At 65.3% G+C, this 19993-nt stretch carries 21 protein-coding genes; 7 read left to right on the top strand and 14 right to left on the bottom strand.

Annotated elements, in window-relative coordinates:
• Positions 1–43 precede the first annotated feature (43 nt).
• From M0D43_RS01205 to M0D43_RS01225, 5 genes are all read left to right on the top strand, one after another.
• On the top strand, positions 44–1474 hold the full coding sequence (locus M0D43_RS01205) for an amino acid permease (protein WP_252163210.1): 1431 nt from the start codon (positions 44–46) through the stop codon (positions 1472–1474).
• An 89-nt stretch (positions 1475–1563) separates the two neighbouring features.
• Positions 1564–2217 carry a methylthioribulose 1-phosphate dehydratase gene (locus M0D43_RS01210; protein ID WP_252163211.1) on the top strand — a complete coding sequence of 218 codons (654 nt, stop codon included), beginning with the start codon at positions 1564–1566 and terminating at the stop codon, positions 2215–2217.
• Positions 2218–2252: 35 nt separating this feature from the next.
• On the top strand, positions 2253–2819 hold the full coding sequence (locus M0D43_RS01215) for a 1,2-dihydroxy-3-keto-5-methylthiopentene dioxygenase (protein ID WP_101364209.1): 567 nt from the start codon (positions 2253–2255) through the stop codon (positions 2817–2819).
• A gap of 2 nt (positions 2820–2821) precedes the next feature.
• A complete protein-coding gene (gene mtnC, locus M0D43_RS01220) occupies positions 2822–3520 on the top strand; it encodes an acireductone synthase (protein ID WP_252163212.1) in 699 nt (232 codons plus the stop codon).
• 184 nt (positions 3521–3704) lie between these two features.
• On the top strand, positions 3705–4781 hold the full coding sequence (locus M0D43_RS01225) for a C13 family peptidase (RefSeq protein WP_260807730.1): 1077 nt from the start codon (positions 3705–3707) through the stop codon (positions 4779–4781).
• A 415-nt stretch (positions 4782–5196) separates the two neighbouring features.
• Here M0D43_RS01225 and M0D43_RS01230 read toward each other — a convergent pair whose 3' ends face one another.
• The 12 genes from M0D43_RS01230 to M0D43_RS01285 all read right to left on the bottom strand — a co-directional run bounded on the left by M0D43_RS01230 (position 5197) and on the right by M0D43_RS01285 (position 16405).
• Complete coding sequence (locus tag M0D43_RS01230) at positions 5197–6783, bottom strand: calcineurin-like phosphoesterase C-terminal domain-containing protein (RefSeq protein WP_260807731.1); 1587 nt, start codon at positions 6781–6783, stop codon at positions 5197–5199.
• A 235-nt stretch (positions 6784–7018) separates the two neighbouring features.
• Positions 7019–7639: a bifunctional phosphoribosyl-AMP cyclohydrolase/phosphoribosyl-ATP diphosphatase HisIE gene (gene hisIE / locus M0D43_RS01235; protein WP_252163215.1), complete on the bottom strand. Its 621-nt coding sequence runs from the start codon at positions 7637–7639 to the stop codon at positions 7019–7021.
• Complete coding sequence (gene hisF / locus M0D43_RS01240) at positions 7629–8405, bottom strand: imidazole glycerol phosphate synthase subunit HisF (protein WP_252163216.1); 777 nt, start codon at positions 8403–8405, stop codon at positions 7629–7631. The genes hisIE and hisF overlap by 11 nt, the downstream gene beginning before the upstream one ends.
• Positions 8399–9133: a 1-(5-phosphoribosyl)-5-[(5-phosphoribosylamino)methylideneamino]imidazole-4-carboxamide isomerase gene (gene hisA, locus M0D43_RS01245; RefSeq protein WP_252163217.1), complete on the bottom strand. Its 735-nt coding sequence runs from the start codon at positions 9131–9133 to the stop codon at positions 8399–8401. The genes hisF and hisA overlap by 7 nt, the downstream gene beginning before the upstream one ends.
• A complete protein-coding gene (gene hisH, locus M0D43_RS01250) occupies positions 9130–9732 on the bottom strand; it encodes an imidazole glycerol phosphate synthase subunit HisH (protein WP_252163218.1) in 603 nt (200 codons plus the stop codon). The genes hisA and hisH overlap by 4 nt, the downstream gene beginning before the upstream one ends.
• Positions 9729–10856 carry a bifunctional histidinol-phosphatase/imidazoleglycerol-phosphate dehydratase HisB gene (hisB, locus tag M0D43_RS01255; protein ID WP_252163219.1) on the bottom strand — a complete coding sequence of 376 codons (1128 nt, stop codon included), beginning with the start codon at positions 10854–10856 and terminating at the stop codon, positions 9729–9731. The genes hisH and hisB overlap by 4 nt, the downstream gene beginning before the upstream one ends.
• Complete coding sequence (hisC, locus tag M0D43_RS01260) at positions 10853–11944, bottom strand: histidinol-phosphate transaminase (RefSeq protein WP_252163220.1); 1092 nt, start codon at positions 11942–11944, stop codon at positions 10853–10855. Before hisC ends, hisB begins: the two co-directional genes overlap by 4 nt.
• Positions 11941–13236, bottom strand: a complete 1296-nt coding sequence (hisD, locus tag M0D43_RS01265; protein WP_252163221.1) for a histidinol dehydrogenase — start codon at positions 13234–13236, stop codon at positions 11941–11943. Before hisD ends, hisC begins: the two co-directional genes overlap by 4 nt.
• Positions 13233–14147, bottom strand: a complete 915-nt coding sequence (gene hisG, locus M0D43_RS01270) for an ATP phosphoribosyltransferase (RefSeq protein WP_252163222.1) — start codon at positions 14145–14147, stop codon at positions 13233–13235. The genes hisD and hisG overlap by 4 nt, the downstream gene beginning before the upstream one ends.
• Before the next feature lie 9 nt (positions 14148–14156).
• Positions 14157–14483, bottom strand: coding sequence for a YerC/YecD family TrpR-related protein (locus tag M0D43_RS01275; protein ID WP_252163223.1), 327 nt, complete (start codon positions 14481–14483; stop codon positions 14157–14159).
• 293 nt (positions 14484–14776) lie between these two features.
• Entirely contained in the window at positions 14777–16186 is a 1410-nt protein-coding gene (gene hisS, locus M0D43_RS01280) for a histidine--tRNA ligase (protein WP_252163224.1), read from the bottom strand.
• 75 nt (positions 16187–16261) lie between these two features.
• Positions 16262–16405, bottom strand: coding sequence for a hypothetical protein (locus M0D43_RS01285; RefSeq protein WP_252165178.1), 144 nt, complete (start codon positions 16403–16405; stop codon positions 16262–16264).
• Here M0D43_RS01285 and M0D43_RS01290 point away from each other — a divergent pair.
• Complete coding sequence (locus M0D43_RS01290) at positions 16389–17054, top strand: Crp/Fnr family transcriptional regulator (protein ID WP_252163225.1); 666 nt, start codon at positions 16389–16391, stop codon at positions 17052–17054. The genes M0D43_RS01285 and M0D43_RS01290 overlap by 17 nt on opposite strands.
• 298 nt (positions 17055–17352) lie before the next feature.
• On the opposite strand, the gene M0D43_RS01295 is transcribed toward M0D43_RS01290, so the two are convergent.
• Together M0D43_RS01295 and thrC are read right to left on the bottom strand one after the other, a co-directional pair.
• Positions 17353–18093: a murein L,D-transpeptidase catalytic domain family protein gene (locus tag M0D43_RS01295; protein ID WP_252163226.1), complete on the bottom strand. Its 741-nt coding sequence runs from the start codon at positions 18091–18093 to the stop codon at positions 17353–17355.
• Positions 18094–18195: 102 nt separating this feature from the next.
• The gene (thrC, locus tag M0D43_RS01300) at positions 18196–19500 is read right to left on the bottom strand and encodes a threonine synthase (protein WP_252163227.1); all 1305 of its coding nucleotides are present in this window, start codon (positions 19498–19500) and stop codon (positions 18196–18198) included.
• Positions 19501–19661: 161 nt separating this feature from the next.
• Between thrC and M0D43_RS01305 the strand changes: the two genes are divergently transcribed.
• Positions 19662–19976, top strand: a complete 315-nt coding sequence (locus M0D43_RS01305) for an EthD family reductase (protein WP_252163228.1) — start codon at positions 19662–19664, stop codon at positions 19974–19976.
• Positions 19977–19993 lie beyond the last annotated feature (17 nt).

The following is a 19993-nucleotide window of genomic DNA, read 5'->3' on the forward strand; positions in this document are numbered from 1 at the left end:
TCTCGTTCAATGATCGCGCGTAGCGCCAAGCCGGAACCGCTTCATGTTCAAACAACTTTGGGCCACTAAACACCCGCACGCCAGCCATGAGGCGGCCGACGGGCTGGGCCTGCAACGCGCGCTCGGTCCCTGGGGGCTGACCGCCCTGGGCATCGGCGCGGTGATCGGCGGCGGCATCTTCGTCATTACCGGCCAGGCAGCGGCCGATCATGCCGGCCCGGCGATCATGCTCTCGTTCGTGCTCGCAGCAGTGTGCTGCGCGTTCTGCGCCATGGCCTATGCCGAATTCGCCGCGATGGTGCCGGTCTCCGGCAGCGCCTACACCTACACCTACGCCACCTTCGGCGAGCTGGCTGCGTGGTTCATCGGCTGGATGCTGGTGTTGGAATACGGCGTGTCGGCCTCGGCAGTGGCGGTCAGCTGGACCGGTTATTTCCTGAGCTTGCTCGAACACTTCGGCATTCACTTGCCGGCCGCGTTCGTCAGCGCGCCGCTCGACGGCAAGCTGCAACCCACCGGGGCGATCGCCAACCTGCCTGCAGCCGGCATCGTGCTGCTGTTGACCTGGCTGTGCTATGTCGGCATCCGCAAGTCGTCAGCAATGAACATGGCCATGGTGATCCTCAAGACCGGCTTGATCTTGCTGGTGATCGCGGTGGGCTGGAAATACGTGGACACCGCTAACTGGCACCCGTTCATTCCGGCCAACGAAGGCCCAGGCAAGTACGGCATGGAAGGCGTGCTGCGCGGCGCAGCGATGGTGTTTTTCGCCTATATCGGCTTCGAAGCAGTGTCGGTGGCGGCGCAGGAATCGCATCGCCCGCAACGCGATCTGCCGATCGGCATGATCCTCTCGCTGGTGATCTGCACCGTGCTCTACATCGCCATGGCGGCGGTGATGACCGGGCTGGTGCCGTATACCTTGCTCGGCACCGACGAACCGGTGGTGACCGCGGTCGCGGCGCATCCGCAGCTGGCCTGGTTGCGCGTGATTGTCGAAGTGGGCGCGTTGATCGGGCTGTCGTCGGTGGTGCTGGTGATGATCATCGGGCAGCCGCGCATCTTCATGATCATCGCGCGCGACGGACTGTTGCCGTCGATCTTCACCCGCATCCATCCCAAGTACCGTACTCCGCATATCAATACCGTCGTCACGGGCGTGGGCATCGCGCTGCTGGCAGCGGTGTTCCCGCTGGATGTGCTGGGCGAGCTGACGTCGATGGGCACGCTGATCGCCTTCGCGGCGGTCTGCGCCGGCGTGTTGATCCTGCGTCGCACCCATCCGGAACTGCCGCGCCCGTTTCGCATGCCAGCCGCCTGGTTGATTTGCAGTGCTGGCGTGTTGAGCTGTCTTGCGCTGCTGTCGGCGATGACGCTGCACAACTGGATGCTGATGGGCCTGTGGACGCTGGTCGGGTTGATCATCTACTTCGGTTACGGCTATCGCCACAGCCGTCTGCGCGACGGACGCTGAGCCTGCGCATGGTCGGCGGTCTGGCGCGGCAGGAACACACCTGCTGCGCTGTACCTGCCCGGACGCCGGGGGCGCAGTAGAATAGGTCCATGAATGCGACTACTGCCCCCCTGCCCTATAGCGCTGCGCGTCTGCACGAGCTGGCGCATGTGCTGATCGCCAATATCCGCGAGCTGGCGCATGCCGGCTGGACACCCGCGACCAGCAGCAATTTTTCCCATCGCCTGGACGAACAGCACGCCGCCATCACCGTCTCCGGCCGCGACAAGGGTCGCCTGGTCGAAGAAGACATCATGGTGGTGGACTTCGATGGCCAGGCCGTTGGCCGCCCGTTGCGCCCGTCCGCCGAGACCCTGCTGCACACCCAACTGTATCGCCGGTTCCCGGAGATCGGCTGCGTGCTGCACACGCATTCGCCGGTGCAGACGATCGCGTCCCGCCTGTATGCAGGCAGCGGCGTGATCCGCCTGGAAGGCTACGAACTGCTCAAGGCCTTCGAAGGCAACACCACCCACGAAACCGCGGTGGATGTGCCGGTGTTCGCCAACACGCAGGACATGCAGGTGCTGGCCGCGCAGGTCGACGCCTTGCTGGACAAACAGAGCATGTGGGGGTATCTCATCGAAGGACACGGCCTGTATGCCTGGGGCCGCAACATGGCCGAGGCACGCCGCCATCTGGAAGCGTTCGAATTCCTGCTGCATTGCGAGCTCGAACTGCTGAAACTGCGCGGCACGCGCTGAGTACCGTCCGCCCCCCATTCGTGAGCCAGACCGCCATGAGCCGACTGCGTATCTTTGCCGACACCAACCCGACCACCCCGGAATTCGACAGCCGCGACGGCGAGGCGATCGCCGCCGAGCTGGTCAAGATCGGCGTGACCTTCGAGCGCTGGAAAGCCAGCCAGCCGGTCGAACCCGGCGCCACGCCCGAGCAGGTGATGGCTGCCTACCGCGCCGACATCGACCGCATCAGCGCAGAGCGCGGCTTCAAGACCGTGGACGTGGTCAGCATCGCGCCGGACAACCCCAAGCGCGAAGAAATGCGCGCCAAGTTTCTGGACGAGCACTTCCACAAGGAAGACGAAGTGCGGTTCTTCGTCGCCGGCTCGGGCCTGTTCACGCTGCACGTGGATGCCAAGGTCTATGAAATCGAATGCGTCAAGGACGACCTGATCGCGGTACCTGACAGCACCTTGCACTGGTTCGACATGGGGCCGGAGCCGCACTTCGTGGCGATCCGCTTCTTCACCGAGCCGGACGGCTGGGTCGGCCACTTCACCGGCACCGAAATCGCCAAACAATTCCCCCGCTACGCCCCCGAGAAACCTCACAAGGCCAGCTGACGATGACACGACCGCAAGCGATCCTCACCGATATCGAAGGTACGACCAGCAGCATTTCGTTCGTCAAGGACGTGTTGTTCCCGTATGCGCGCCGCGCCATGCCCGCTTACGTACGCGAGCACGGCAATCATCCACAGGTGCGCCACTGGCTCAACCAGGTAGCCGATGAAATCGGCGAGGATGTGCCGGACGAGCTGCTGATCACCACGCTGCAGACCTGGATCGACGAGGACCGCAAGCACACCGCGCTCAAGGCCTTGCAGGGCTTGATCTGGGGCGATGGCTACAAGACTGCCGACTTCACCGCGCACATGTATGCCGATGCAGCGATTCAGTTGCAGGCCTGGCACGCGGCGGGCATTCCGCTGTACGTGTATTCGTCAGGCTCGGTGCCGGCGCAGAAGTTGTTTTTCGCGCATAGCGATGCCGGCGATTTGAGCGGGCTGGTGACCGACTGGTTCGATACCGAAGTTGGATCCAAGCGGGAGGCGGCCAGCTACCGCCGTATTGCCGAGCGCATCGGTGTACCGGCGTCGGAGATCCTGTTCCTGTCGGACGTGATCGAAGAGCTCGATGCGGCCAAACGCACGGGGATGCGCACCGCGCTGCTGGACCGCCGTGAGGACTACCCCACGCCGCGCTCGGCCGATGATGTCGGCAACCACCAGCGCGTGGAGAGTTTTAGCCAGCTGGTCTTTTAAGCACGCTCAGCTCACCGACCGCGCTCACCGTTGTGTGGGCGTGGCCGATATTTAGCACGATGTGAGCCGCCGGCACGTTCCAGCTCTGAACGCGCCGCATGCATCTACCTGACGGGATGATGGTCTGCGGTGCGATCAATGTGCTCGGACGCCCCCCGCTTCCCCTTGGACCTCGGCAGTTTCCATGTCGCTGCATTTCCCGTTCGGACCAAATGCCTTGTTGCGGCGCTGCTCACTGCTGATCGTCGTCGTTGCGCTGATGGCCGGCTGCCATCCAGAGGCCGGTGCCGCATTGCCGGCTCAGGCCGCAGCTGGCCAGGACGAGGTGGATCCGGTTGATCAGGCCGCGCTTGCGAACGCATTGAAAGCAATGCAGCCGCAGCGCCCTGGCGTCACCGATCTATACGTCGTCGGCTTTGCTGGCGATGCCGGCGACGATGTGTTCCGCAACGAGACGCTGTACCTCAAGCAGTTGTTCGAGCAACGCTTCGATGCGCGCGGGCGCGTGGTCACCCTGGTCAACAACCCGGACAATCTGGGCGAGCATCCGTACGCACCATTGGCCACCTACGACAATCTGTACGACACGCTAGCTGCGATCGGCAAGCGTATGGATCGCAAGGAAGATGCGCTGCTGTTGTTCGTCACCACGCACGGTACGGAAGACCACAGCCTGTATGTACAGGTGGACGACAAGGAAGAGGATTTCATCAGCCCGCAGGATCTGCGTCAGGCGCTGGACGATGCCGGCATCGACAATCGCATCATCGTGCTGTCGGCCTGCTACTCGGGCGGCTTCATTCCCGCGCTGCGCTCGCCGCAGACGCTGATCCTCACTGCTGCGCGTGCCGACCGGCCCTCGTTTGGCTGCGGCAACACGTCCAACGCCACCTATTTCGGGCAGGCGTGGTTGATCGATGCAATGAACCAGAGCGACGACCCACTGGCCGCATTCGACATCGCCAAAGCCGCGATCACCGCACGCGAGAAACAGGAAGGCGAGTTGCCGTCGTTGCCGCAGCAGTCTCTGGGCAAGCGCATCGCCCCGGTGCTGGCACGTTGGCGTGCCGGTGTGCATCTCGGGCCGGCGGTTGCGTATCCATATCCGCCTGTGGATGCCGATACTGACCCGCAGGTCGATTCAACCCGTCAGTCCGGCGATGCGGCGGCAGATGATGCGAAGCGCCCAAAGGCAGCGGAAGCAGAGAGCTCGCCGTCCAAGCCGCCGCGTATGCCTGCCGCATCTACTCGAGAGCCATAGTGAATTTATGAGACTAATTCTCATTTCGCCAACACTGGCACGGTATCGCTAGACTCGCCCGGCCAGCCAGCAACTCGCCAGCCAGCACCGATCTTCGCCAGCACGCCAACGCCTGCCAGCCCGGATCCCAAAACGCCTCCCTCGTGGAGGCGTTTGTGTTTGTGGCGATCAGGATCACGCGGCACACCCGACGTAACGCTTCAACGCTGCGATGCCGCAGCAACGCATCCGACCGAGCTGGATCGCGCGAGGACGCAGGCCACTACTGCTGCATCAGGAGCGGCTGACAAACCTTCGCGTGCACGCATCAGGTGGAAGTGGGCGTCGCTCGGCAACCGCGGTGGACAAGTGACAGGCCGCAACGAGCACCGGCCAGGCCTGCCTGACGGCCAATACAGTCGATGTGCCAGCGGCCTCAAGGCGCAGCGGTTTGCAGGCGATACACGGTACTGGCGCTGTATTGCCCGGTCGGCAGGGTCGCGCGCACCTGGACGGTGTGCTCGCCCACTGACAGCGTGGTCGGCAATGCGCCGCGCCACAGATGCGTCGACGGCGTGGCCTCCGGCGAGCGGTCGTAACCGCGCAGCGCGTCGGCCGCATCGTCGCGCACGTTCTCTGCCAGCACGTGCGGATCGGCACGCTCTACCCGCTTCATCGGCTGCCAGACACCGTTGTCGATGCGCATCTCAACGACGGTATCGTCCTGGCCCATGAACACATTGGCGTAGATGCCCCACGCCGCATACGCACCCTTGCGCAGCACCTTGGGCGCATGCAGCAGCAACTGCGCATCATTGGCCGCGCGCGCGGCGTGATAGGCCAACGTGTAGTCGCCGCTAGGGGCAACCTGCAGCACTGCGTAGCCATTGGGAGTGCCATCGCTCATGGTCGCGTCGGGAATCCCGTCAGCATCCTTGGCGCCCGACCAGAATGCACCGCAGGCCGCGCCCACGTTGTATTCGTGCAGCGGGCGCGCACCCTGCCAGCCTTCGTCTGCACCATGCTCCACCTGGCGCTGCGTGTGGCTATGGCCACTGAGCACCAACACATGCGGAAACGCTTTCAGCAATGCGAACAGGCGACGGCGATCGGCATGCCGGAAGGTCTCCTGCCCAGGCGCCGCATCGAACAGATGGATATGCATGCCGAGCACCACTAGCCGGTCGCGTGGCAGCTGCGCCAGATAATTCTGCAGGAACGCGAATTGATCGTCGCGCAGGCCACCGATATAGGCTTGTTTGCCGCCGGGCGTGTAGATCACATCATCCAGAAACACGAAGCTGGCGTTGGCTTCTTCCACCGCATAGGTGTCCGGGCCGTAGACCGCGTGCCAGCTGTCGAGCGACTGCGCATCGTCGTGCGCGTCCAGATTGAGATCGTGATTGCCCGGCACATGGAACCACGGCACGCCCAGCTGCGTAGTGACCTTGTTCAAGGCCGGATACAAGCTCAGATCGTCACTGACGACATCGCCCAGCGTAGTGCCCAGCCGCGCTGTTGTCTTGCCGATGATCGGTGCCACGATATCGCGCTGGTAGTAGCCGACGTCGGCAAGGCTTGCGGTCTGGCTGTCGGCAAACACCAGCATCTGAAAGCCATCGGCTGCGGCGCGCGCGCGCGGGGTCAGCGCGAAATCCCAGTTGTGTGTGTTACGGCCTGTCGCTGCAATGGCGGGGTATTTGTGTTTGGCAGAACCGCCGGGTGCGTAGTGGCGCCAAAACGCCGGCAAGCCGTCGGCGGCGGGCACGAAGCGGCGGTCGCCCGGCTTGATCACGAACACCGTCTGCCCATCGCGCACCGGCAAGCGGTAGCGGCCCTGCGCATCGGTACGCACGATGTGCTCGCCATTGGAAACAGCCACATCGGCAACGCCCGGCTCATCGGCGCTGCGGCCGGCACGCCCATCGCGTTCTTCATAGACGATGCCATCGACCGTGGTGTCGCGCGCATATGCGCTTCCCGCGAGCAAGCCCAGTGCCATCAAAGCGAAGCGAGGTTGCATGCGTTTTCCCGCGCAAAGATCAGCGGAAATTGTACCCTTGGCAGCTAGGCGCACGATGCCGTCGGCAGGCGGAAAATGCGCGGCTATCGCAGCGACTGGCCATCACAACAGCTGCCCTGCCCGCAAAGGCGCCATCGGTGACGTTTCATTGCAGCCAGGGCCACTCCTACAAGGACGCATAGTCTGGCAGAGACGCACGCCTGCCAGATCCCTGCCAGATCCCTGCCAGATCAGCTCACTTGTGCCGCGATTCCAGCAATGCCACCGCATCGCCAAGACCCAACCCACGTGCGCGCAGCAGCACGATCAGGTGATACAGCAGATCGGCCGATTCGCCGAGCAATTCCGCATCACCCTGCACCACGCCGGCCAGCGCGGTCTCCACGCCCTCCTCGCCCACCTTCTGCGCAATGCGGCGGATGCCTTGCTCAAACAATTTGGTGGTGTAGCTACCATGCGGGCGTTCGCGCTCACGCTCGGCCACCAACGCATCCAGGCTACCCAAGAACTGCCCAGGCGCACCGGGGAAACAGCTGGTGCGGCCCAAATGACAGGTGTGGCCATGGGGGCGTGCCTGCACCAGCAGCGTATCGGCATCGCAGTCGGTCTCGATCGACACCAGGCGCAACACATTCCCCGAACTCTCGCCCTTGGTCCACAAGCGCTGCTTGCTGCGGCTGAAGAAGGTGACGTCACCGCGCTGTTGGGTGACGGCCAACGCTTCGGCATTCATGTAACCCAGCATCAGCACGCGCAGGTTGTCGGCGTCCTGCACGATCACCGGCAACAGGCCGTCGCCCTTGCTCCAATCCAGCGCTGCGAGTCCGTCGCCCGCTACCACTTCGTTACTGCCCATCGCGTACCTCGATCTGTTGCGCGCGCAAGAATTGCTTGAGTTCCGGGATCGGAATCGCACCGCTGTGAAATACGCTGGCCGCCAGTGCGCCGTCCACATCGGCCTGATCGAACACATCGGCAAAGTGCTGCATGTCGCCCGCACCACCGGAGGCGATCAACGGCACGCGGCATAACGCGCGCACCTGCCGCAACTGGGCGATATCGTAACCGCGGCGCACGCCATCGTTGTCCATGCAATTGAGCACGATTTCGCCCGCACCCAGCCGCTGCGCTTCAGCCACCCAGTCCAGCGTGCGCATCGGCAGTGCCTGGGTCTTGCTCGGGTCGCCGGTGTAGCGGCGCACGCGCCACTGCCCATCGTCTTCACGAATCGAATCGATGCCGACCACCACGCACTGCACCCCGAACGCGTCGGCCAGTTCGGAGATCAGCTGCGGGCGGCCGAGTGCAGGCGAGTTGATCGAAATCTTGTCGGCGCCGGCGTATAGCACCGCACGCGCGGTTTCCACATCGCCAATACCACCGGCCACACAGAACGGAATATCGATCAACCGCGCCACGCGCTCGACCCAGGTGTAGTCGACCGAGCGCCCCTCCGGACTGGCGCCGATGTCATAGAACACCAGCTCGTCGGCACCCTGCGCGCGGTAGCGCAATGCCAGTTCGACGATGTCGCCCATGTCGATGTGGTCGCGGAACTTGACACCCTTGACCACGCGCCCGTCGCGCACGTCCAGGCACGGAATGATACGGCGGCTCAGCATGCCAGTGCCTCCTTCAACGCCAGATGCCCTTCCAGCAAGGCCTTGCCGAGCACGATACCGGCGCAGCCGGCAGCCTTGGCGGCCGCGACATCGGCCAGGTTGCGCGCACCGCCGGACACCTGCACCTGCAACTGCGGCGCCAGCGTGCGCAGGTGCGCGTACAAATCCATGTTCGGGCCGGACAGCATGCCGTCGCGTGCGATGTCGGTGCACAGCAGATGCTGCAGGCCGGCCTGCGCGTAACGTACGGCCAACTGATCCAGCGTGGCCTCGGCGGGCTCGGTCCAGCCGTGCACCGGCAACTGCCATACGCCGTCGGCGTCCTGGCGCGTGTCCAGCGCGATGGTCAGCCGATCGGCGCCAAATTCCTGCAGCCATTCGATAACGCTGTCGGGCTGGCGCACCGCCAACGAGCCGATCACCACGCGTGCGGCGCCGGCATCGAGGATGCGCGCCACATCGGCGCGTGAGCGGACGCCACCACCGGTCTGCACCCGCAAGCCGGTGGCACGTGCAATCTCGCCCAGCGTGGTGGTCAGGGTGTAACCACCGGCCTTTGCCGCATCCAGATCGACCAGATGCATCCACTGCGCGCCGGCATCGGCAAACGCCTGCGCGCGCGGCAGCACATCGTCGCCGTACTGCGTCTCGTGTGCGTAGTCGCCTTGCAGCAGGCGCACCACGCGGCCGTTGCGGATATCCAGGGCCGGGTAAACGGTGAAACTCATGGGAAGCTCATCTCAAGAAAATTGCGCAGGATGCGTGCACCGGTCTCGGCCGAACGCTCGGGGTGGAACTGCGCGCCGCAGCGCAGGCCTTGCTGCACCACCGCCGTGAACAGGCCACCGTGATCGCAGGCAGCCACGGTGTCGGCCGTCACCGGCGCGGCATAACCATGCACGAAATACGCACTGGCACGCTCCGGCAGGCCGTCCAGCAGCGCGGACGCGCGCATCGGCACCAGCTGATTCCAGCCCATATGCGGCACACGAATACCAAGCGCAGGCGTCATGTGGCGGACAATGCCCGGCAGCAGACCCAGGCACTCGACATCGCCTTCTTCGGAATGTTCGAACAACAGCTGCATGCCCAGGCAGATACCGATCAACGGCACCTGCAGCTCGCGCAGCGGTTCGACCAAGCCCTGCGCGCGCAACCGCGACATCGCTTCTGGCGCAGCGCCAACACCCGGCAGTATCACCCGCTGGGCGCCCTGCAAGCCGGCCGCATCGCGCACCACGCGTGCCTCAACGCCCAGTCGCTCCAATGCATAGCGCACCGAGCCCAGATTGGCGCCACCGGCATCGATCAGCGCAACATCGGTCATAGCGCGCCCTTGGTGGTGGGCAATGCGGTGCCCTCACGGCGAATCGCCTGACGCAGTGCACGCGCCAACGCCTTGAAGCAGGCTTCGACCTTGTGGTGATCGTTCTCGCCGCGCACAGTCAGATGCAGGTTCAAGCCGGATGCATCGCAGATGGAGCGGAAGAAATGTGGCACCAGTTCGGTGGGCATATCGCCGACGCGTTCGCGCTTGAACTCGCCGTCGAACACGAAGTACGGCCGGCCACTGAAATCCAGCGCGGCACTGGCGATGGTTTCGTCCATCGGCAATGTAAAGCCATGCTGCGCCGTGTCGCCAGCGACGCGCCATGGGCTGCTTTCCGGATCGAACCCGTACCGGCCGATACCGCGCTTGTCGCCCAACGCCTCGCGCAATGCCTGACCCAGCGCAAGGCCGGTGTCTTCGATCGTGTGGTGCTCATCGATATGCAAGTCGCCTTCGGCACGGATGTCCAGCGCAAAGCCGCCATGCTTGCCGATCTGTTCCAGCATGTGGTCGAAGAACGGCAGGCCGGTGGCAGTCTTCGGCTCGGCGACGCGATCCAGATCCAGTTCGACACGGATCTTGGTTTCCTTGGTGTTACGCTGAACCACCGCGCGGCGCGGCGCATCGGCCAGCTCGTGCGCGATACCGGGCCAGTCCCACTCGCCGCCGAACTCGTCAGTGCGCAGCTGAAACCCGCGGATATTGAGGTTCTGCGCGAACTGGATATCGGTCATGCGGTCGCCGACCATGGCCGAGCGCGCCCAGTCGATGGTGCGGTCCTGCAGATACGGCACCATCAGACCGACGCCTGGCTTGCGCGTGGGCGCATTGTCGGCCGGCCAGCTGCAATCGATCAGCACTTCGCGGAATGCGATGCCCTGGCTGGCGAAGATCTGCAGCATCAGATTGTTCGGGCCGTCAAAGGAGGCACGCGGATAGCTCTCGCTGCCCAACCCATCCTGATTGCTGACGATGACGAACTGGTAGCCGGCATCGCGCAGCTTGAGCATCGCCGGAATGACGTTATCGACCAAGCGCAGTTTTTCGTACGTGTCGATCTGGTAATCCGCCGGCTCAGTAATCAGCGTGCCGTCGCGGTCGACAAAAAGAATCGGGGTCATGCGGCGGCCTCCTGCGTGCGTTGCAGCGCGTTCAACACGCGCTCGTTCTGTTCGTGCGTCCCCAGGGTGATGCGCAGTGCATCGGACAAGCGCGGGACTGCGCGTTGATCGCGCACCACCACACCGGCCTCCAGCAGCGCATGGAATGCGGCTTCGGCATCGTCGAAACGCACCAACAGGAAGTTGCCTTGCGAGGGATAGACCTGACGCACACCTGCCAGCTGCACAAGCGCCTTGTGCACGCGCTCGCGCTCGCTACGCACCTCGGCGATACGGCGGCGGGTGACCTCCAGCGCTGGCGCAGACAAGGCCTGTTCGGCCATCGCCGCGCACGGCGTCGGCACCGGATACGGTGCCTGACAGCGACGCAGTAAAGCGATCAACTCGGCGTTGGCGATCAAGGTGCCGATGCGCGCGGCCGCCAATGCATGCGCCTTAGAGAGCGTGCGCAGCACCGCGAGATTGTCGTAACGCGCGAGCAAACCGACGGCCGAGGGCACATCGGAAAATTCGCCATACGCTTCGTCCACCACCACCAGCGCCCTGCCCTGCAATGCCTGCAAGGTGTGTTCGATCTGGTCCAATGCGATCGCCGAACCGGCAGGATTGGAGGGCGAGCAAAGGAACACCAACTTGGCATTCGACGTCAGCGCCGCCGCCACAATTGCCTGGATATCCGCGTGGAACCCATCTGGCCCATCGACCAGCGGCACTTCCACCAACGGCGCGTTCTGCAGCCGTGCGCACACGGCATACATGCCGAATACCGGCGGCGTGACCAGTACCGCATCGCGCTCGGGCACGCACAGGCCGCGCACCAGCAAGTCGATCGCCTCGTCGCTGCCGCGGCCGATCAACAGCTGCTCCGGCGCGCAGCCGTACAGCGCCGCAAGCGCGCTGCGCAGGCCCTTGGGTTGTGGATCGGGATAGCGCCGCGTGCTCGCGCCGGGGTCGGCCGGATTGCCCCACGCCGACTCGTTGGCGTTGAGCCACACATCGCCCTGCAAAGCGCTGGTGCGTGCCGACGAATACCCCGCGAATGCCCGCAGATCTTCGCGCACCAGATCCAGGACCGATGACGCGCTCATGCCGCCACTCCCATCCGCAGTGCCACTGCATTGGCGTGCGCATCCAGCCCTTCTGCGCGCGCGAGTATCAAGGCGCACTCGCCGATGCCGTCGATGCCGGCCTTGCTGGCCGCCTGCACGCTAACCATGTTCTGAAAGCTGGCCACGCTGACGCCGCTGTATGCACGCGCCGCACCGCTGGTCGGCAGCACGTGATTGGTGCCGCTGCAGTAATCGCCCAGCGCTTCGGGCGTGTAATCGCCAAGAAACACCGAGCCTGCTGCTTCGACCTGTGCCAGCCACGCGCGCGGTTCGCGCAGTGCAAGAATCAGATGCTCCGGCGCGTAGCGGTTGCTGATCGAAAATGCCTCATCCAGCGTCTGCACCTTGATCAAGCGCGATTGCGCCAGCGCCTGCCGAGCGATGTCGGCACGCGAGAGTTGCGCCAGTTGCACCTCCAGCTGCGCCTGCACCGCATCGATCAACACGTCGCTGTCGGACAGCAGCAACACCTGCGAATCCGGGCCGTGTTCGGCCTGCGACAACAAGTCTGCAGCGACGAACGCCGCTTGCGCACCAGCATCGGCGATCACCAACACCTCGGAAGGGCCGGCCGGCATGTCGATCGCCGCCGCACCGGATTGCGCCACCTGCTGCTTGGCTTCAGTGACATAACTGTTGCCCGGGCCGAACAACTTGTCGCAGCTGGGCACCGACTCGGTGCCATACGCCATTGCCGCAATCGCCTGCGCACCACCGAGCTTGAACACGCGGCGCACGCCGGTCAGCTGCGCGGCGACCAGCACCGCCGGATCCACGCTGCCGTCCTTGCGTGGCGGTGTGCACAACACCACCTCGCGGCATCCGGCAAGACGCGCCGGCACGCCGAGCATCAATGCAGTCGACGGCAGCGGCGCACTGCCAGCGGGCACGTATAAACCCACACGGCCAATCGGCCGCACGATCTTTTCGCACACCACGCCCGGCGCGGTCTCCACCGCATACCCCTCGCTCATACCGGCGCGGTGGAAGGTGTCGATGCGTGCCACCGCATCCTGCATGGCCTGGCGCAATTCCGGCGCCACGGCCGCTTCAGCGGCGTCGAATTCGGCCTCGCTGACTGCGAAGCGCTCCAGCGACACGCCATCGAAGCGCGCGGTGATCTCGCGCAACGCCGCATCGCCGCGCGTGCGTACGTCGGCAATCAAAGCGGCGACCGCATCGAGCGTTTGCGTGGCCACGGTCTGCACCGGGCGGGTCAACGCGTCGGTCCGTGCGGTGCTGTCGAGTTGGGACCAATCGAGAATGTTCATGCCAGCGAGCGCTCCACCGTCAACACCATCAAGCCTTGCGCACCTGCGCGTTCGAGTTCTTCCAAGCGTTGCCAGGTCACCGCGCCATGGCACATGGTCTGCAACCGCAGCGCGCCGTTGCCATCGTCAGGCAGCTGCACCAGCGGGTCGGCATCGGGCAGCAGGCGCCGCAGCGCATCCACGTTGCCTTGATCGGCGCGGAACATCAGCAGCTTGCTGTCGCGCAGCTTCAAGACGCCGTCCATGCGCCGCAGCAGCATGGCCAGCAGGCCGGCACGCGCATCGGCCGGTTCGCGCACGGCGCCAGCCAGCACGGCCTCGCTTTCCATGACCAGCTCGACCGGCTTGAGCTGGTTGGCTGCCAACGTGGCGCCACTGGACACCAGGTCGCAGATCAGATCGGCGGTCCCCAGGCGCGGAGCGATTTCCACCGAACCGGAGAGCTCCACCACCGTCGCGTCGATGCCCTGCCGCTCCAGCCAGTCGGCCAGGATCGCCGGGTAGCTGGTGGCGATGCGCTTGCCGGCCAGTTGCACCACGCCCTGCCAGTCCCATTCCTCCGGCACCGCCAGCATCAGCCGGCACTGGCCGAAACCGACCCCGCGCACCGCGTGGTAGGCGGCCGGCAAGCCCGCGCGGCGACGCGCCGATGCCTGCTCGTCCAGCTCGTTCTGCCCCACGATGCCCAGGTCGCAGACGCCATCGGCGATCAGGCCCGGGATGTCGTCGTCGCGCACCAGCAGCAGGTCCACCGGCAGCGATTCGCCATAGCAGAACAATTTGTCGCGGCTCTGCCGCCAGCTCAGACCGCAGGCGGCCAGCAGGCTGCGCGCCGGCTCGGCCAGACGGCCGTTTTTCTGGATGGCAATACGCAACCGGTCACGTGCCGGCGCTGCCGTGGAAGCACTCATCTTGTTCTCTCAGTGGGAGTCGTCAGGGCGCGAAGACCGCTCGCGCAGGGCCGCGGCATAGCCGCCGGCACCGTGGTCCAGGGTGCGCGCAACGCGCCCGATGGTGGTCACGCTGACCTGGGTCAGCTCATGGATTTCGCGGTACGGCACGCCCTTGATCAGCAACGGCACCACCCGCCACCGGTCGGACATGGCCTCCAGTTCGGCAGGCGTGCACAGATCGCGCAGAAAGGCCTCCACCGCGCCAGGGTCTTTCAGGCACGCCAGGGCATCGGCCAGCATCTTGAGGGAGGTGGCAACGTCGGTGGTTTCGCGGGGGACGGGTCGTTGTTTCATTGCGTTAATGTAATAGCGTGTTAGCACATTAACGCAAACGACCTGAATTGTCACCGGCTGGACGCGGTCTCTGAGTGATCACCTGAGCTGGTGCGGCGGAACGCCCCTCATCCGGCGCTACGCGCCGCCTTCTCCCGTCAACGGGCGAAGGACATGACTGCTCGAGTTTGGACTCTCAACTGACTTCCCACTCAGCGGCTAATGGGCGCAGCTCGTCCAAGCCAGCCCTCCCCCCCTCTCCCGCCGGGCGGGAGAAGGTGCCCGCCAGGGCGAATGAGGGGCGGTAACGCCGCTCACATCACCTTGGCCTGCTCCAGCTCCACCAGCAAGGTGCTCGCCAACTCCTCGCGCGCCACATCGAACTGCTGCTCACGCACGAGATCCTTGACCGCCACCACGCCGCGCGCCAGCTCGTCGTCGCCGGCCAGCACCACAAAGCGGATGCCCGCGCGGGCGGCGTACTGGAACTGCTTGCCGACCTTCTTCGGCTCCATCTGCACTTCGGTGTTGATGCCGCCGATACGCAGCCGGCGGGCGATATCCAGCGCGTCGTCCAGGCGGGTTTCGTCCATCAGCGCCACCATGGCCTGCACGCTGCTTTCGGCGATGCCCTGGATGAGGCCGGCCTCGCGCAGTTGCCAGAACAACCGGGTCAGGCCGATCGAGATGCCCACGCCCGGCAGCTTGGACTTGGTGTAGTGGCTGGCCAGGCTCTCGTAGCGGCCGCCCGAGCAGATCGAGCCGATCTGCGGGTGATCGGTCAGCGTGGTTTCGTAGACGGTGCCGGTGTAGTAATCCAGCCCGCGCGCGATCGAGAAATTCAGGCAATACGCGGTCTCCGGCACGCCCAAGGCCCTGACCAGTTCCAGCACCTCGCGTAATTCGGCAATGCCCTCGCCCAGCGTCGCGCTCGCGCCTACCGAGGCTTCCAGCGCCTGCAACTGCGCCAGCGCATCGGCATGCCCGTTGGAGCGCACCGCCACGAAGTCCAGGATCTTGCCGACCTGCTCGGCGGCGATACCGAAGCCCTCGCCCACCAGCGTGTCGCGCACGTAGTCGGCACCGCGCTTGTCGATCTTGTCGACCTCGCGCAACACGGCCAGCTGCAACTCGCCTTCGGCCACGCCCAGGCTTTCGAAGAACCCGCGCAGCAACTTTCGGTTGTTCAACTGCACCTTGAAATCGCCGATGCCCAGCTCGGCGAACACCGCATGAATCACCGCCAGCACTTCGGCGTCGTAACGGATGCTCAGCGCATCCTTGCCGATCACATCGATATCGCACTGGTAGAACTCGCGGAAACGTCCGCGCTGCGCGCGCTCGCCGCGGTAGACGCGCTGCATCTGGTAACGACGGAACGGAAAGCTGAGATCGTGTTCGTGCTCGGCCACATAGCGGGCTAGCGGCACGGTGAGGTCAAAGCGCAGCGCCAGCTCCGGCAGGCCGCCGCTCTCGGCACCCTCGTCGGCAGCGGCAGTGGCATTGGCCAGCGCGCCGGTGGACTGCACGAAGTAGACCTGGCGCTCGGTCTCGCCGCCGGACTTGGTCAGCAACACATCGGACAGCTCGAACACCGGGGTTTCGACCGGCAGGAACCCGAACCGCTCGTAGTTGCGGCGGATGACGTCCAGCATGCGCTGGAACGCGATCTGCTCGCGCGGCAGCAATTCCATGATGCCGGGCGGCGTACGGGGCTTGATCACGAGCGAAACTCCTGCAGGACAATGTGGCGAACGCACAATTCTACCGGCTGCCAGGCGCGCTGACCGCATGGCCTATCATTCAATGCGTCCCAGCAGTGCGTGGCCCATGTACCGGCAGCTTTCCGACCCCAGCGTGACCTGACCGGCGCCCGGCTCGGCATCCGCCAGCGACACGTCCTGCTCCGATTGCGCGCTCTGCGCGGTGCGCGGCCGGGCCATCTGCGCAGCACTGTCGGCGCAGGAAATGGATGCGCTGGATCAGGTGACCCACGCTGCGGCCTACACGCCTGGCAGCACCCTGGTGCGTGCGGGCGAGACCCGGCACAACGTCTATACGGTGACCTCCGGCGCGTTGCGCATGGTGCGCACACTGGCCGACGGACGCCGCCAGATCACCGGCTTCGTCCTGCCCGGCGACTACGTCGGACTCACCGAAACCGCGCAACACCGCCACGATATCGAAGCCATCGTCGACAGCCGCGTGTGTCGCACGCCGATGGCGCAGATGCGCCATCTCCGCGAGCGCTATCCGCAGCTGGAGCGCAAGCTGCTGCAGCGCGCCAGCATGGAACTGGCCGCGGCGCAGGACACCGGCCTGCTGCTGGCACGCCTGCAGCCCAGCGAACGGCTGGCGCATTCCCTGCTGCGACTGGCTGCGCGCTCCACCCAGCCCGGCGCCAGCGGCGACACTGTGGCGCTGCCGATGAGCCGCAGCGACATCGCCGACCATCTGGGGCTGACCGTGGAAACGGTGAGCCGCACCTTCACCAAACTCCGGCAACAGCAGCTGATCGCGCTGCCGCAACTGCACCTGGTACAGATCCTGGATGACGCGGCGTTGCGCAGCCTGGCCGGCGATACGGTGTGAGGCTGGCGGGTGATTGGTCAGGTGGGTTGATGCGTCGGTGCATTGCCCACGCAGTCGGCACGCAATCAACCAGGCACTATCACCCATGACTGCGCACCCATCAGTGTCGTTCTCGCTCGGCACCGCTCACGAAAAACAGCTCACACGACCTAGCAAGCAGTCGTCAGCTGGGCAGAGATGGCGCGATGAACTGCAGTCCGCTTGCCGGTATTCGCGCAGCGACTTCCGATCACGTCGAAGGCAATGCTGTCCGGCGGGCTGATCGCACTCCTACGTCAGGCACCTTGCTCGCAATCACTCAGCGCCCAGCCACCGCACGCGCAACCGCCCCACCGCAGCCGCTGCTCAGCAGCCGCGATTGCCGCAGCCAGGCACGATCCGGGTAATAGGCGAACACAAACGCACCGTCGCGCAGTGTGTCGATCAACTGCTTGGCCACCGCCGGCCGGACGGCTGGGCAGCCCAGGCTACGGCCAAGCCGGCCCTGGGTGCGGATGATGGCTTCGCTCACATAGGGCGCGCCGTGGATGACGATGGCGCGGTCGCGTGCGTGATCGTTGAAGCCCGGCTCGAGGCCCTTGAGCCGTAATGAGTAGCCGTTTTGGCCGGTGTAGGACTCCTGCGCGGTGAATGCACCCAGGCTGGACTGGAAGCTGCCATCGTTATTGGAAAACTTCGCCGCCAGGTTCTCGCCGGTATTGCGCCCGTGCGCGACCCATTCCCGAAACAACAGACGCTGCTTGTCGAGATCGAATACCCAGAGGCGGCGCTCGGTGGAAGGGCGGCTGTAGTCGATGACGCTAAGCACCCGCTCGGCACCCACCTGCTGGCGCTGGCGCGCGCACTGCAACGCTTCGTTGGCCAGCGCCAGGACCTGGCGATCGAGCGACGGCGCCTGACGCGCCAGGGCATCGACCAGACCCACACGCGGCGCGCCCAGCGGCCAGGCCGCAGACCCAGACGAGACATCGGCCGCACTGGCCGCACCAGCCGCTGCCCATCCGCATAACGCGGCGGCGGCGATCATTCGATAAGACATGCAACAACCCACAGCAGACGCGGCGCCACAGCGGGGCCGCACCCACCTAGAAATAGCCCCATGCGGGCCACTTTCCAACCCCGAGTGCCTGAACGCGTTGGGTCAGGCCGCATCCGCAAGCAGACGCTGCCGAAAGGCTGCGTAGTCCGGCGCCAGTGCTTCGGCATGCGCCGGACGCTGCAGCAGCGCCGCCAGCGCCGGCGGAACCTCCACCGTCCGACCGATCAACGGCTCCACCACGGCTTCGAACTTGGCCGGATGCGCCGTCGCCGCCACCGCCCAATCGCCGGTGCCGCCCTCCGCGCCTTCGGCACGCAGTTGCTCGAGTACATGCACCGCAGTGGCGGTATGCGGGCAATGCACCTCGCCGTAACGCGCGAAGCGCTGCTGCACGGTGTGGCGAATCGCCGCATCGTCCACCGACAACGCTCGGAATTCCTCACGCAAGGCGGCATCGTCGCCGTTGTAGAGCCAACGCAAGCGCTCGAAATTGCTCGGCGCGCCCACGTCCATCGCGTTGGCCAGCGTGGCCACACTGGGTTGCGGCGCGTAAGCGTCACCAGCGAAATAGTCCGGCAACACGTGGTTGGCGTTGGACGCCAGCGCAATGCGGCCTAACGGCACCCCGAGCGCGCGCGCGATGATCGCCGCCAGCCCGTTGCCCAGGTTGCCGGTGGGCACCACCAGATTGAGCACGTCGCCCGACGCCGCATGATGCTGCAGCGCGGCATGCGCGTAGTAACTCATCTGCGGCAGCAACCGGCCCAGACTGATGCTATTGGCCGAACTGAGTGGCACCTGCGTCTGCAATACCGAATCGTTCAAGGCCTGCTTGACCATCGCCTGGCAGTCGTCGAACGAGCCGGCCACACGCAACGCCTGGATGTTGTCGCCGAAACACCCCAACTGATGCGCCTGCCGCGGCGACACGCGGCCGTCCGGATACAGCACCACCACGCGCAAACCGGGCTGGCGATGAAATGCGGCGGCCACGGCTGCACCGGTGTCGCCGGAGGTGGCGACCAGGATGGTGAGTGGGCGGTCTTCGGCACGACGCAACCGGGTCAGGCAGGCGGCCAGAAAGCGCGCGCCGAAATCCTTGAACGCGGCGGTGGGCCCATGAAACAGCTCCAGCGCGTAATCGCCGGGCGTGCCCAACGCCACTAACGGCGCCGGGAAGTCGAAGGCTTCAGCACAGATCGCCGGCAGCTCGGCCGCCAGCGCATCGCCCTCGAAGAACGGCTGCAACAGCGCGGTGGCGGTGGCGGCCAGGCCGGCGCCCGCAACCAGCGTACGGGCGGGCGGCAGGGTCTGCGGCACGTACAGGCCGCCATCAGGCGCCAGCCCGGCGGCAATGGCTTGGCTCAAGCTTGCGGCGGGCGCAGCGCCACGGGTGGAAATAAACATCAGCGTGACTCCAGATAAAGCGAAGGCTGGGCGTTGCCCACGACAAGGTGTGCGGCGCGCGGTGTGGCCGGGTCTGGCGACGCGGCGGCGGTCCGGCGCATGCTTGCCCACGGTCGATGGCGCGGCGCTATGCTGCGCGCACCTTTCCGTGGAGTCGGCAGATGATCAAGGTCAGCGTGATGTACCCCTACCGCGACGGTGCCCGTTTCGACCACATCTACTACCGCGACACGCACATGCCGCTGGTGAGCGCGCGCATGGGCGCGGCCTGCCTGCGCTACACGGTGGACAAGGGACTCAGTGGTGGCGACCCCGGCAGCACGCCGGCCTTCGTCGGCATGTGCCATATCTTTTGCGAGTCGGTAGAAGCGTTCAACGGCAGCTTCGGCCCGCACGCAGCGGAGATCCTGGGCGACATCGCCAACTACACCGACCTGAGCCCGGTGATGCAGATCAGCGAGGTCGTCGTCGCCTAACTGTCGTGTGGCGAGCA

Source organism: Xanthomonas prunicola (assembly GCF_025266575.1).
Classification (GTDB): Bacteria; Pseudomonadota; Gammaproteobacteria; order Xanthomonadales; family Xanthomonadaceae; genus Xanthomonas; species Xanthomonas prunicola.

Coding starts and splice junctions, on each gene's coding strand:
- M0D43_RS01205 (WP_252163210.1), top strand. CDS start 44: ATGTTCAAACAACTTTGGGCCACTAAACACCCGCACGCCAGCCATGAG.
- M0D43_RS01210 (WP_252163211.1), top strand. CDS start 1,564: ATGAATGCGACTACTGCCCCCCTGCCCTATAGCGCTGCGCGTCTGCAC.
- M0D43_RS01215 (WP_101364209.1), top strand. CDS start 2,253: ATGAGCCGACTGCGTATCTTTGCCGACACCAACCCGACCACCCCGGAA.
- mtnC (WP_252163212.1), top strand. CDS start 2,822: ATGACACGACCGCAAGCGATCCTCACCGATATCGAAGGTACGACCAGC.
- M0D43_RS01225 (WP_260807730.1), top strand. CDS start 3,705: ATGTCGCTGCATTTCCCGTTCGGACCAAATGCCTTGTTGCGGCGCTGC.
- M0D43_RS01230 (WP_260807731.1), bottom strand. CDS start 6,783: ATGCAACCTCGCTTCGCTTTGATGGCACTGGGCTTGCTCGCGGGAAGC.
- hisIE (WP_252163215.1), bottom strand. CDS start 7,639: ATGGGCAGTAACGAAGTGGTAGCGGGCGACGGACTCGCAGCGCTGGAT.
- hisF (WP_252163216.1), bottom strand. CDS start 8,405: ATGCTGAGCCGCCGTATCATTCCGTGCCTGGACGTGCGCGACGGGCGC.
- hisA (WP_252163217.1), bottom strand. CDS start 9,133: ATGAGTTTCACCGTTTACCCGGCCCTGGATATCCGCAACGGCCGCGTG.
- hisH (WP_252163218.1), bottom strand. CDS start 9,732: ATGACCGATGTTGCGCTGATCGATGCCGGTGGCGCCAATCTGGGCTCG.
- hisB (WP_252163219.1), bottom strand. CDS start 10,856: ATGACCCCGATTCTTTTTGTCGACCGCGACGGCACGCTGATTACTGAG.
- hisC (WP_252163220.1), bottom strand. CDS start 11,944: ATGAGCGCGTCATCGGTCCTGGATCTGGTGCGCGAAGATCTGCGGGCA.
- hisD (WP_252163221.1), bottom strand. CDS start 13,236: ATGAACATTCTCGATTGGTCCCAACTCGACAGCACCGCACGGACCGAC.
- hisG (WP_252163222.1), bottom strand. CDS start 14,147: ATGAGTGCTTCCACGGCAGCGCCGGCACGTGACCGGTTGCGTATTGCC.
- M0D43_RS01275 (WP_252163223.1), bottom strand. CDS start 14,483: ATGAAACAACGACCCGTCCCCCGCGAAACCACCGACGTTGCCACCTCC.
- M0D43_RS01285 (WP_252165178.1), bottom strand. CDS start 16,405: ATGGCCCGGCCGCGCACCGCGCAGAGCGCGCAATCGGAGCAGGACGTG.
- M0D43_RS01295 (WP_252163226.1), bottom strand. CDS start 18,093: ATGTCTTATCGAATGATCGCCGCCGCCGCGTTATGCGGATGGGCAGCG.
- thrC (WP_252163227.1), bottom strand. CDS start 19,500: ATGTTTATTTCCACCCGTGGCGCTGCGCCCGCCGCAAGCTTGAGCCAA.
- M0D43_RS01305 (WP_252163228.1), top strand. CDS start 19,662: ATGATCAAGGTCAGCGTGATGTACCCCTACCGCGACGGTGCCCGTTTC.